This window comes from Marinomonas lutimaris, from assembly GCF_019426345.1.
Taxonomy (GTDB): Bacteria; Pseudomonadota; Gammaproteobacteria; order Pseudomonadales; family Marinomonadaceae; genus Marinomonas; species Marinomonas lutimaris.
Genome location: NZ_JAHLLW010000007.1, coordinates 157,801 through 170,550 on the forward strand (window position 1 = coordinate 157,801; position 12,750 = coordinate 170,550).

The 12,750-nt window shown below is 42.4% G+C and carries 11 protein-coding genes; 4 read left to right on the top strand and 7 right to left on the bottom strand.

Going from position 1 to position 12,750, the window contains the following annotated elements; translation table 11 throughout:
• Positions 1–22: 22 nt before the first annotated feature.
• Both astA and KPL72_RS10555 read right to left on the bottom strand, forming a co-directional pair.
• Positions 23–1,075, bottom strand: coding sequence for an arginine N-succinyltransferase (astA, locus tag KPL72_RS10550; protein WP_219702702.1), 1,053 nt, complete (start codon positions 1,073–1,075; stop codon positions 23–25).
• 70 nt (positions 1,076–1,145) lie between these two features.
• Positions 1,146–2,159 carry an arginine N-succinyltransferase gene (locus KPL72_RS10555; protein ID WP_219702703.1) on the bottom strand — a complete coding sequence of 338 codons (1,014 nt, stop codon included), beginning with the start codon at positions 2,157–2,159 and terminating at the stop codon, positions 1,146–1,148.
• A gap of 154 nt (positions 2,160–2,313) precedes the next feature.
• On the opposite strand from KPL72_RS10555, the gene KPL72_RS10560 reads away from it, so the two are divergent.
• On the top strand, positions 2,314–2,535 hold the full coding sequence (locus tag KPL72_RS10560; protein WP_212916353.1) for a DUF1653 domain-containing protein: 222 nt from the start codon (positions 2,314–2,316) through the stop codon (positions 2,533–2,535).
• Positions 2,536–2,556: 21 nt separating this feature from the next.
• Here KPL72_RS10560 and KPL72_RS10565 read toward each other — a convergent pair whose 3' ends face one another.
• The 4 genes from KPL72_RS10565 to KPL72_RS10580 all read right to left on the bottom strand — a co-directional run bounded on the left by KPL72_RS10565 (position 2,557) and on the right by KPL72_RS10580 (position 8,880).
• Positions 2,557–3,537, bottom strand: a complete 981-nt coding sequence (locus KPL72_RS10565; protein WP_212916352.1) for a LysR family transcriptional regulator — start codon at positions 3,535–3,537, stop codon at positions 2,557–2,559.
• 92 nt (positions 3,538–3,629) lie between these two features.
• Positions 3,630–6,719, bottom strand: a complete 3,090-nt coding sequence (locus KPL72_RS10570) for an efflux RND transporter permease subunit (RefSeq protein WP_219702704.1) — start codon at positions 6,717–6,719, stop codon at positions 3,630–3,632.
• Complete coding sequence (locus KPL72_RS10575) at positions 6,719–7,831, bottom strand: efflux RND transporter periplasmic adaptor subunit (RefSeq protein WP_212916350.1); 1,113 nt, start codon at positions 7,829–7,831, stop codon at positions 6,719–6,721. Before KPL72_RS10575 ends, KPL72_RS10570 begins: the two co-directional genes overlap by 1 nt.
• A gap of 140 nt (positions 7,832–7,971) precedes the next feature.
• Positions 7,972–8,880, bottom strand: a complete 909-nt coding sequence (locus tag KPL72_RS10580) for a LysR family transcriptional regulator (RefSeq protein WP_212916349.1) — start codon at positions 8,878–8,880, stop codon at positions 7,972–7,974.
• 176 nt (positions 8,881–9,056) lie between these two features.
• Between KPL72_RS10580 and KPL72_RS10585 the strand changes: the two genes are divergently transcribed.
• The gene (locus tag KPL72_RS10585; protein ID WP_219702705.1) at positions 9,057–10,547 is read left to right on the top strand and encodes a CoA-acylating methylmalonate-semialdehyde dehydrogenase; all 1,491 of its coding nucleotides are present in this window, start codon (positions 9,057–9,059) and stop codon (positions 10,545–10,547) included.
• Between the two features lie 60 nt (positions 10,548–10,607).
• Here the strand turns inward: KPL72_RS10585 and KPL72_RS21445 are convergent, their stop codons facing one another.
• A complete protein-coding gene (locus KPL72_RS21445; RefSeq protein WP_175550786.1) occupies positions 10,608–11,738 on the bottom strand; it encodes a GGDEF domain-containing protein in 1,131 nt (376 codons plus the stop codon).
• Between the two features lie 73 nt (positions 11,739–11,811).
• Between KPL72_RS21445 and KPL72_RS10595 the strand changes: the two genes are divergently transcribed.
• Together KPL72_RS10595 and KPL72_RS10600 are read left to right on the top strand one after the other, a co-directional pair.
• Positions 11,812–12,426, top strand: coding sequence for a COG3904 family protein (locus KPL72_RS10595; protein ID WP_212916347.1), 615 nt, complete (start codon positions 11,812–11,814; stop codon positions 12,424–12,426).
• A gap of 34 nt (positions 12,427–12,460) precedes the next feature.
• Complete coding sequence (locus KPL72_RS10600; protein ID WP_072840638.1) at positions 12,461–12,748, top strand: DUF1289 domain-containing protein; 288 nt, start codon at positions 12,461–12,463, stop codon at positions 12,746–12,748.
• Positions 12,749–12,750: the final 2 nt, after the last annotated feature.

Below are 12,750 nucleotides of genomic sequence, written 5' to 3' on the forward strand. Positions count from 1 at the left end.
GCTCCTGTTAATTCGTGCGTATTTATCTTGAATAGGGGGATAATTCCACGATTCGAACGGGTTCTTTATTTGTTATGCATAGACTGTCAGCTTCTTCTTGAGTCAAGGTCATGGCACTGCCGGGCGGTATTGAGCGTTGAATCAGAATGCAACGAAAGTCTTTTACCTTTGCATTCGAGACTAGGTAGTAATTACCTTCGTTTTTACCTTCACGGATGCCTTTAGGCTGGCCTATGTTTGCAAGGCAAAGTCGGCTGTCACGGACTGCGCGTATGTCTTGAACGCGAGCTTCTAAGCTTGGGCCGCCATCAAAAATGTCGACGTAGTTTTCGTAACGAAAGCCTTCTTGTTCTAATAGACGACGGGCTGGCACTGTATTTTTGTGAACTTGTCCCAGGACGTCTCGAGCTTCTTGTGGCAGCAAGTTCACGTAAACTGGATTGTTCGGCATTAGCTCGGCAATAAACTGTTTGTTGCCTTGCGCGGTAAGCTCGTCGGCTTCTTTGAAATCTATCGAGAAAAAGTGACGACCAAGACTTTCCCATAGAGGAGATACTCCTTCTTCGTTACTGACACCACGCATTTCAGCGAAGACTTTCTCTGTAAAGCGTTCAGGAAATTGTGCCATGAACATAAAACGTGCTTTAGAAAGCAGTTGGCCATTTTTTGAATGACGGTAATCTTCTTCTAAAAACAGCGTACAGATTTCACTAAATCCAGTGAAGTCGTTGTTGAGTATTAGCGTTGGAATGGCATTATGCACGCCAAGTTCACGAGAAGCGTGAGTAATGGTTCCTAGGTGATAGCTGTAAAATGGCTCATCTAAACCAACGGTGGCTAATATCCCACAGGTACCTACGATGTCACCTGTTGTGGTGTCTTCAAGCACCATTAAGTAATCTTCATTGTGAGGTTTGGTGACGTTTTCTTTGCTAAAAGAACGTACGGCGCCGTCGATTTTCTTTTGTAAAATGGTCTCGTCAGATACCAAAGAGGTAAAACCTATGCCGGTTTTTTCGGCAAGTCGGTAAAGTGACTTTAGGTCATTCTGACAAATGGGGCGTATGACCATCATGATGGTGTTCCTCGTGTTTAATTAAGCTGCTTTTGACGGTTATTAAGGTCACGCAGGTGGTTATTATTGTTTATAGAGCAACCCATTGGATGCGTTTTCCTGAAGAAATACCCAATCGTTCTTGGGTGGTTTTTTCTAATGCTAATCCTGCTGCTTGTGGTTCAGCAGGTGCAGCAGTCACTCTAAAATGTTCTAAATGGCCTGTTGATATAAGGTGCATAGCGCCTTTTGAGGTTTCTGTTAGCGTTAGTGCCTTGTCAGTTTTCTGGTTGGTAATGGTGTGCAGGCTTTCTGTTCTTGCTTCGATACTTGGTCCAGCATCAAATATGTCTACATAGCCCCGGAACTCAAAACCTTCCTCTAATAAAATGTCGGCACTTTGACCTGAGTTTTCATGCACAACACCAATGGCTTCTTGTGCTGCTTCTGGAAGCGTTGGTACATAAATAGGGTAGCGCGGCATTAATTCTGCGATGAAGTTTTTGTTACTGACACCTGAAAGATAGTCGGCTTTCTTGAAGTCCATGGTAAAAAAGTGTTTTCCCAAGGCATCCCAAAAAGCAGAGTAACCGTGTTTGTCGCTTTCACCACGTAGCTCTGCGAATAATCGTTTGGTAAAACGCTCTGGGTAACGAGCGATAAAGAGTAAGCGAGCTCGTGATAGCAAAGACATGGCAACGGGATTCTGGTGGGCCTTGTCGACAACTAAGGCGATAAGCCGACTTGTTCCGCTATAGTCGTGACATAAGAAAAGAGCAGGGATACGATTGTGAATTTGTAACTGTGGCGACGCGTGTACCACTTCATCAATTCGGTAGCTGTAAAACGGTGTATCGACTCCGACCATAGCATCAATACCACAGCAGCCAACAATCTGTTCATTGCTGGTATCTACCAACACAAACAAGTAGGATTCGTCGCCTGGCTGCACTACGTCGGTTTGAAAAGAACGGCGTGAAGAAGCAATTTTGTCGTTCAGGCGCTCTCTATTGGCTGGGAAATTTGTAATACCAATACCTGCCTGTTGAGCAAGGCGTTCCAGCGCAGGAAGATCTGCAAAATCTACTGGACGTACTAGATACATAGAAAATTCCTGAAAATGAGTTAGGGCGATAGTATGTAAGTATTATTGCTGAGTTCTATTAGGCGTGTAAGAGAGCAACTTTCGAATTGGCGACAAGTTTTTCTAGATATTGGCTAATTATGGTCGATTTTTAAAAAGTATAGAGGGTTTAGATATGAAGGCTGGCGTTTATCAACATTATAAAGGGGCGCTGTACTGGGTTGAGCGAGTGGTAAAGCACAGTGAAACAGAAGAAGAACTGGTGATTTATCAGGCCTTATATGGTGAGTTCGGTTGGTGGGCAAGGCCATTAAGTATGTTTCAAGAGTCTGTTGAGATAAATGGAGAAAGAATCCCGCGTTTTGATTGGGTCAGAGCAGAGCTCGACGCGGGATAATAATATTATATTGGACATGTATTAGGCTGGCGAATGCATCCAGGGTGATTCGCGCATGAAGTAAATGATTTGCTCTCTCAGCCAGCGATGGGCAAGGTCATTGTTAAAACGCTCATGCCAAAAAATATGTATAGGATGTCGACCATGATATTCATCGATCTCCAATACTTCTTTTGGAATTGGCAGTATTCTTACGGGGTAAAAATGTGCTTTTTCACACATCACTTGCAAGAATAAGTCTCCAATTGAGCGCGAAGTGACAAGTGCCATTCCTCGTTTCACCGCCTGCATAGCGACCATTAAGCTATCTGTCTCTAAGCTAGGTTGAATGATGTGGCCTTGTTGTTTGAGCTTTTGTTCTGTTTTTGAAAAAGAGCTATTGCGATGACTGCGCAAGTGATGAGTAACCACTTTATGTGCAAGTAGATCTGTCACCGATAATTCATCTTGATGGAATAATGGATGCGCTTCACTTAATACAATGCAGGCTTCCATATAACCTATGAGTTTGCTGCGAATATTTCCAGGCGTATCATTAATACGCATAATCCCAAGATCTATATTGCCAGAAACAAGTTCATCAAGCTGTGAGTCACCCCATGAGCTTATTGATAATCTCATGCCTGGTGCTTGGTATTGTAATGATGCTAGTAATGGCTCAATAAAGTTTTCAAGATCGCCTTCATCTGCACGTAATTTAAAGCGACGATCTAAATTTTTTAGATCTAATGAATTTGGACTCATTAATTCAGATAGAGAGCTTAAAATTGGCTGTATCAGGTCGTGTAACTCTGAAGCGCGAGCCGTTGGGCTTAAGCCATAAGCTTGGCGGGTGAATAGAGAATCTTTAAACAAGTCCCTTAATCGCTGCAAACTTTTGCTAAGTGCTGGTTGGGTCACTCCAAGTCTTTCTGCTGCTCGTGAAACACTGCCTTCTTCCATAATAGTGACGAAGGCGACGAGTAGCTTAATGTCCAGTTTTAAGATTTCGTCTAAATGCATAAATTTCTCAAATAAGATAGATTACTGGGTAATCAAGAGCCTTACCTTCTATCCACGATAAGGCTCTCTCTTTTTAATATCACATTTAGGTATTATTCAAAGTCATTGTGATTACGATATTTGACTCGGAATAATATAGTGTAAAACACAGGTACTGCGACTAGTGTCAGTAAGGTTGCAAAGCCTAACCCAAAGGAAATAACTACCGCCATTCCTTCAAAGAACGCGTCGTAAAGTAAGGGTACCATACCCAGAATAGTGGTAACGGCGGCCATACATACTGGGCGAACTCGGCTCACTGCGGAGACGAAAATGGCTTCGTACTTCTCTGTACCTTGTTCAAGCTCGTAGTTTATTTGGTCTGCTAATACGATACCGTTTTTCACAGTCATGCCAGATAAACTCAAGAACCCAAGCAATGCCATAAAACTAAACGCAGAGTTCATTACTAACAATCCGGTTGATACACCAATCAATGCTAATGGTACACAGAACCAAATAGTCAGCGGAACACGAACTGAGTTGAATAGTAGTATGGTAATAATGAACATAAACAAGTAGCCCATAGGCAATGCTTTGAATATATTCGCTTGGGCGTCGGTACTGCTTTCGTATTCACCGCCCCAATCTAAGACATAACCTGGCGGCAATGGAATAGCTTCGATTGCACCACGAGTACGAGAGAAGATTGCCATGGCAGTTTCATCCCCTAGAATCTTCGGATCTGCCATTACAGTAATGGTTCGTTTACGATCACGACGCTCAATGATGGGATCTTCCCAGACGGTTTCAAATCCAGATACCAGGGTAGAAAGCGTTACGTACGATCCTGTCGCTGGGCTATAGATTTGTAGATCTCTGATTTGATCAATAGAAACTCGCTCATTCTCTGGTGCTGTTCGTACGATAGGCAATAAATCTGTGCCTTCACGATACAAGCCAATTTGTGATCCAGTGAAGTTCGTTAGCAGAACATCGTCTAGCTCTGTTTTGCTAATACCTAAACGTCGAGCTTGAGCATCATTAAAGAGAGGCCGAAGTACCTTAACAGGCTGACGCCAATCATCTTTAATATTTTCAAGTCCACCATCATTACGGTAGATTTCTTGAACTTGAGCACTGAATTGACGTAAAAGCTTAGGATCAGGGCCACTAATACGAGCTTCTAATTTTGCACCTGTTGAGGGGCCTAACTGAAGGCGCTGTAGTTTAACTTCAAGCTCTGGGTACTCTTCCTGCATTTTGTAATACAAGTCTTTGAGCAAGCCAGGAATAACGTCAGTGTCTTTAGTTCGAACAATAAACTGCGCGTAGCTTGAGTTAGTTTGCTCTGCCTCGTAAGTCAGCATGAAGCGCAAAGCGCCTTGTCCTGTGGTTGAGGTGACGTATTCAATTCGGTCGTCTTTCAATAGTTCTTTTTCGATCTCCTGCACAGTAAGGTAAGTATTATCAATGTGCGTTCCTTCAGGCATTTGAATGTCCATATAGAACATAGGTGTTGTTGAAGGTGGGAAGAAAGATTGTTTTACAAATTGAAACGCCCAACCTGCAGTAAACAAGCTACCTACCAAAAGAATGACAGTTACCCAGCGGTAATGCATGGCTTTATCTAACAACCATTTATAACCAGTAAAGATAAATCCTTTGTAAGGGTCGACTAGTTCCTCAGCAGAACTGTCTTCACTGTTGGCTTTTGCAATCGTTTCTTTGAAAAATAAATCGCAGAAGAAAGGTGTTAGCGTAATAGCTGTGATCCAACTGAGCAGCAGTGAAATCAACAATACATAGAAAAGTGAACCGACGAATTCCCCTACAGCATCTGGAGATAAGCCAATGGGTGCAAACGCAGTAACAGCAATTACGGTTGCGCCTAAAAGAGGCCATTTAGTTTGTTTCACAACGGCGCTAGCCGCTTGCAATTTGGTCATGCCTCTTTGCATTCCAATAAGCACACCTTCGGTTACCACTATGGCGTTATCGACCAGCATCCCGAGCGCTATAATTAATCCACCAAGGGAAATCCGCTGCAGGTTGATATGGAAGTAATCCATCACGATAAAGGTGCCAAGAATGGTAAGTAGTAAAATGATACCAATCAAAATACCAGAGCGAATGCCCATAAAAACCAACAGCACAAGGATAACGATACCCACAGCTTCAGCTAGGTTTAGTAGGAAATTCGATACGGAGCGTTCTACTTCTTTAGATTGGAAGTAGATTGGTTCCATGTTTAAACCAACCGGTTGCTGATATTGCAGCTCCTCAATTCGGTTTTCTAATGCTTCACCAATTTTGACGACGTTTACACCCGATGAAAACGAGACGCCAAGTAATAGGGATTTGGCACCGTTAAAATCGACAATGTGAGTTCTTGGCTCTACGTATTCACGTTTGATGGTGGCTATGTCACTCAAACGAATTAAATTCCCATCCGTTGGTGTACCAACAATGAGGTTTTCAAGTTCAGAAATATCTTTGAATTCACCTGTAGGGCTGATGCGAATGTATTCACTACCTACTTTGACGCTACCAGCATTAGATACGCTGTTTTGGTTTGATAACAAGGTTTCTAACTGACTAGGAGCAATGCCCATGTTAGTTAGCTTAGAGCGAGAGATCTCAATGGTGACTTGCTCATCTTGCTCGCCAGCCACAGTCACTTTAGCAACGCCGTCCACAAGAACTAGCTCGCGTTTGACATAATCTACGTAGTTTTTCAGGTCTTTATATGGATAGCCTTGGCCATTGATTGCCAGCATGACACCGTATACATCGCCAAAATCATCTAAAACGATAGGTGTTGCAACGCCACTAGGAAAAGTACCAGTAATATCACGAATTTTCTTACGTACTTCATCCCATATCTGTTTAAGTTCTTTTGCTCGATAGGTATCTTTTATCGTCAATTGAACTTTTGAATAGCCTGCCTTTGAGGTCGATGTGATTTTATCAACGTAAGGCAAGTTTTGTAGTTCTCGCTCAATAGGGTAAGTAACTTCTTCTTCTACCTGTTCTGGTGAGGCGCCAGGGTAGTAAGTAATAATAAGAGAGTCCTTGATAGTAAACTCAGGATCTTCTAATTGACCAAGGCTTGTGAATGCAATAATACCGCCAACCAATAAGATCAGCGTGACCATCCAGCTCGTAACTTTACGTTTAATAAAATAAGCAGCAATATCCATTATAGGCCTCGCTCACGTGTCCATGGGCGAACGTGCATGGCTTCAGTCAGGCTATGTACACCAGCTGCAACTACTTGGTCTCCGGCTTTAAGTCCTGAAACGATTTCAATTTGATTACCTTGTAATGCCCCTAACTTCACTTGGCGAGCATTAACTTGGTTAGTGTCTTTATTAAATACCCAAACAGTGCTATTTGATTCTCCAGTTGTCGTGTCTTCGTGGCGAAGAACTGCTTCAACGGGAACAACATAATGTTTCTTCTGACCTAATAGGCGGCTAAGATCTATGTCTACGTTGGCCGTCATACCAGGTAGTAGCGTATGGTGTGGGCCATCATAACGCTGGAGTCGTAATGTTACATCGTAGGCTTTTGTTGTTTGATCTGGTGTGGTTTTGTGTTCTTTATAGCTGCCAGTTAAAACTTCGTCTGGTGCAACGTCCACAACAACCGTCGGTTTGTAATCTGAATTAGTGGATTTAATACTGACGACTAAACTTTCAGGTACTTGAAATTCCACATCTAAATCTTCGATGTTTTGTATGTGCATGAGTGTTTGTGTCGCACTTACGTATTGGAAATTTTCTGTGGGTACAGAGGCAATGACGCCTTTGAATGGCGCGTATACTTTAGTGTATTTAAGCTGGTTTTTTGCCGTTTCTAGAGCATTATTCATTTGATCTAATGTTGCTTTACTTGAATCGTACTCGGATTTTGTTGTAGCGTTTTGCTTATATATTGCTTGAATACGTTTGAATTGTGCTTCGGCAAGGCTTTGGTTTGCTTGAGCAAGTTCTACTTGAAGTTTGAAATCCGTTGGATCAAGAACTGCAAGTAGTTCGCCTTTGTTCACGCGTTGCCCTGCAACAACATTTAACTCCATTAACTGTCCACCAACACGAAATGCTATATCAGCTTCTTCACTGGCTTTTAATTCAGCAGGGAAACGACGGACATTTACAGCATCGGTTGCGGCAATTGAAATCAGCTTAACTGGGCGAATAATTTCTTTTTCTACGACGGCTTCATCTTCGTTCGATGAGCAACCGACTAGAAGCAGAGAGGCAGCCAGCGTCATACCAATAATCGTATTTAAACGTTTTTTGGGGTTCATTCATTGCTCCGTAAATATTTAGGAAATTAATAGTTAGATGAATCTATATTATATCTCTTGCTTAAGGATATGAACTTTTAAATATATATGAAAGATATTCCTCTAAAGGGATATCTAATGAGAATAGCTGCTATTTTGCCTTATTGTGTTTTTTCTAACTCATCTAAAAAAGTTTCTAAAATAAGATTGGCGCGGGCACCTTTTCTGGTGATAGCTGAGAATTGTGTTATGTAGTGGCATTCTTCTGGGAGAATAGGGCGCATGCGTCCGTCACGAATCCAGTGGGCAGCCACATGATCTGGTAAAAAACCGATATAACGGCCAGTTAAAATAAGGAAGGCAATTCCTTCTCTGTCTGTGGCTGTGGCACTTGCGGTAAGAGGTTGATGCTGGGCTTTTATTTCGGGTGTTTGGGCATAGGCAGGAAGTACAGCATCAAACTCTTTAAGTTTGGCTTTTGATATTTTATTATCAGCGACACTAAACAATGGATGAGTGTCACTACAATAGAGTTTGGACTCTTCTTCGTAAAGGTGGTGATAATCCAAACCGCTGAGTATTTTTAAATCTGGCACGATACCAACATGTAAACGCCCATCTAGCACGCCTCGCTCTACATCCGTAGGCGGAATCATTCTAATGTTAATGGCAACCTGTGGGCCTTTGTCTTTTAGTCCTGCTAAAGCTCTTGTGATACGAGTATGCGGCAAGGTAACGAGATTATCAGTGATGCCAATATTTAACTCACCTTTTAGATGTTGGTGAAGAGCGTTGATATTGGTTCTGAAATCTTCGATGGAAGACAGTAGCTGTAAGGTAAAGTCATAGACTTGACTGCCTTCGTTTGTCAGCGAAAACCCTGAGCGTCCTCGTTGACATAAACGGAAGCCTAAACGTGTTTCTAAATCAGATATGGCAATACTGATCGCGGCTCGACTGATATTTAACTCAACCTCTGCGGCTGAAAAGCCACCGCATTCCACCACGGTTCGATAAATCCGCAATACGCGTAGATCTGCATCGCTTACCTGACTTTGAAATTGGTTCATTGTTGGCCTATATGTTCGTTAAGTTAGTTAAGTAAATGATTAACTAAGCGTTAATAGATTCGACTTTTTATAATCTATTCCCATAGGCATAGTAGAGTCAATGTTTGTTACTAATGTGACTTTTTTATGTCGTTATGATGCGACTAACCCTTTTAGAATGACTATATGGAGTACTCATGGAAATCATCGGGCATTTGATCGACGGCAAGTATTCAGAGCAAGCCGAACGTACTCAGGATGTGTTTAATCCAGCAACTGGTAAGGTATCAAAAAAAGTCGCTATTGCTTCTCGTGCAACGGTTGAAGAAGCGATTGCCGCTGCTCAAGCTGCTTATCCAGAATGGCGTAATACTCCGCCATTAAAGCGCGCCCGCATTATGTTTAATTACAAAGTCTTATTAGAAAAACACTCGGATAAAATTTGCGAACTGATTGGCGCTGAGCATGGCAAGATTTGCCATGACGCCGCCGGAGAGTTGCAGCGCGGCATTGAAAATGTTGAATACGCCTGTGGTGCGCCAGAGTTATTAAAAGGCGAGTTCAGTAAAAACGTCGGTCCAAATATCGATTCTTGGAGCGAGTTTCAGCCGTTAGGAGTAGTTGCTGGTATTACACCATTTAACTTCCCAGCCATGGTGCCGCTATGGATGTTCCCGATGGCGATTGTGTGCGGCAATACTTTTGTTTTGAAACCATCGGAACGTGATCCGAGCACTGCATTATTTATCGCTGAGTTACTGCATGATGCGGGCTTGCCTGCCGGCGTCTTTAACGTGGTAAATGGTGATAAAGTGGCAGTTGATACCTTGTTGGAAGACAAACGAGTAAAAGCTGTGAGTTTTGTGGGTTCCACACCAATTGCTGAATATATTTATAGCAAAGCCAGTGCAAATGGCAAACGCTGCCAAGCTCTAGGCGGAGCAAAAAATCACGCGATTGTCATGCCAGATGCAGATATGGATAACGTCGTCAGCCAGTTACTTGGTGCGGCCTTCGGTTCGTCTGGGGAGCGTTGCATGGCTTTGTCGGTTGCTGTTGCGGTTGGTAAAGCGGCTGGAGATGCTTTGGTGAGTAAAATGGCCGACGCCATGAAACCGCTTAAGGTGGGGGAATGCTCAGATAAGAGTAATGACTTTGGTCCAGTTATCACCAAAGAGCATAAAGACAAAGTAGTTGGCTTTATTGATAGTGCAGAATCACAAGGTGCCACTATTGTTGTTGATGGTCGCCATCCAAATGTTTCAGGTTATGAGAATGGCTTCTTTGTTGGGGCGACATTGATAGATGGCGTGACCAAAGACATGGAAAGCTATCAGCAAGAGATTTTTGGCCCTGTGCTGCAAGTGGTGCGAGTCGATACTATGGAAGAGGCTATGACGCTGATTAACGACCATGAATACGGTAACGGCACCTGTATCTTCACTCGTGATGGCGAAGCGGCGCGTTATTTCTCTGATCATATTGAAGTGGGCATGGTAGGTATTAATGTACCTTTACCTGTGCCTGTGGCGTATCACAGCTTTGGTGGTTGGAAACGTTCTCTGTTTGGTGATTTACACGCTTACGGTCCAGATGCCGTGCGCTTTTACACTAAACGCAAAACCATTACTCAGCGTTGGCCTTCGGCTGGTGTTCGTGAGGGAAAGAGTTTTTCTTTCCCTTCATAAGTTGAATAAGTTAAATCTCAGACGTTTCTTTCGATTCTTTTATGCAATGTGAGAAATGTTTTAATGGTCGCTTACTACTTGGTAGCGGCCATTTTTTTTAGCTTGATAAAGCGAATCATCGACTCGTTTTAAAGCGTCTTCAGCGGTTTCATTTTCTTCTACTTGAATCAGACCAAAGCTACAACTGATAGTCTTATCCCAGTTTTCTAAAAATACATGATTAGGCATCTCTTTACAGATTGTCTCTATACGTTGTTGAATTTTAGCGAGTTCCACATTAGGGAAGATGAACAGAAACTCTTCGCCACCCCAACGGCTTGAAATATCGGTTTCACGCATGGATTTCGACAGATAACTTGAGATCTTGACGAGAATCTCATCACCCTTGCTATGCCCCAGTTGGTCATTTACTCTTTTGAAATGGTCAACGTCAACTAAACTAATACAGAAAGGGGCTTTATCCTCACCCTTTTGATTAGCGTAATAATTTAACGCTTCAAGACCAAAGCGACGGTTAAATAGCTGTGTTAGTTCATCTTTCTCGGCTAACTCAGCCATTAAAAAGTATTGTTTATCATACGCCGAGCGAGAAATAGCTGCAGTGATGATGAAGGGAAGGCTTGCTCCCATGACATTGAATATAAAAAACAGCGGATAGTAAGAGGTTAAGCTATCTGCTTTATCTTGGGAGAATACGTTAAGTAGAGTGAATGCTGTTATATGGATTAAAGCAATCACTGTTGACCAAGCAACACTAAAGCAGGGAATGGCCATCAAGAGTAGAGCCATCGGCCAAAGGTAATACTGAAAGCCTGCCTCAACTCCCAATAAGCTGGTGGCTAAAACAGCATGGCTGAGTACTTCGATGCTCATGATTAAAATAGAAATATCGTGTCGTCCAATACGATTAAACCAAAATGTCAGTAGCCAAGCGGATACACTTAAAATATTGATCCAAGCAAGCAGGGGGTGATCGAGGTAGATAAATAATAAAATGAAAATAAAATGAGCAACACACCCAATAGAGGATGCTGTATTTAAAATTTTAGAGGTTTGCTGGAGGCTATTGAATATGTGGTTTGAAGTGAAAGAATGCTGGTGCTTAAATTTGCTAGTATTTACCACGAGTGCTGCAATCCTTGACTTGTTTAGTTGAGTATACAAAAGTGCTTTTTCATCAATTAATTGCACTTTTATAATTACGAAATAGAATCTACTTTGGTTCATTTCTATTAAAATTTTTCTTTACACTACCGGATGTCATATGAAGAAAAAGCGTAGCGTTGCTTCATTATCAAGATTCTTATGCTTAATCATAGCGTTATTTTTAACCGCTTGTTCAGGAATGGAGGCAAATAAAAAAGCAGATGTCGACGTATCTGACAGTTTAGTAATTGATGTAGAAGGAAATTCGGCTTATTTGTCCGGTGTCTTAGGTAGTGATCTAGTTAAACAGCTCAGTGATATGGTGCGTAAAAATCCGAATGTAACGGACTTAGTCTTAGTTGACGTGCCTGGTTCTGTTGATCAAGAAGCGACAATGGAAGGTGCGCGATTGATTCGTCGCCTTGGCTTGAATACTAGTATCGCTCAGACTGGTTATGTGCTTTCTGGCGGAGTTGATTTATTCTTAGGAGGCGTAACACGAAGTATCGGTGCAGGTGCTGGCGTAGGTGTTCATGCTTGGTCGGATGGTACAAGAATTAAAGCAACAAATTTAAATGTATCTGATCCTGTTCACGCCGCCTATGTTAATTTTTATTTGGAAATGGGTGTGCCAGAACGTTTTTATTGGTTTTCCTTGGATGCCGCTCCAGCGGACCGAGTGTATTTTTTGTCGCCTGAAGAAGTGTACGATTTTCAGCTAGCGACAGAATAAAGCAGACTCACATAAACCTTTAGAGGGAGGCGTTATGGAACAAATAGAACTGTTTGCCATAGAAAGCCCTTGCCGAGGTGTGTGTGAAAACAGTGCCAAAGGATTCTGTAAAGGTTGTTTGCGCAGTAGGGAAGAGCGCTTTCATTGGTTTTCTTTGTCCAATGAAGCGCGACATCATGTATTGGATCTTTGTCAGCAACGTCGTGCGCGTCTGCTAAAAGCTCGCCAAGAAAGATTGGAAGCCGATTCTGCCAAGGCGCTTCCATATGGTATGGAAGATGAACAGATGACAGACCTGTTTGAACTAACAAATGATTACTGACC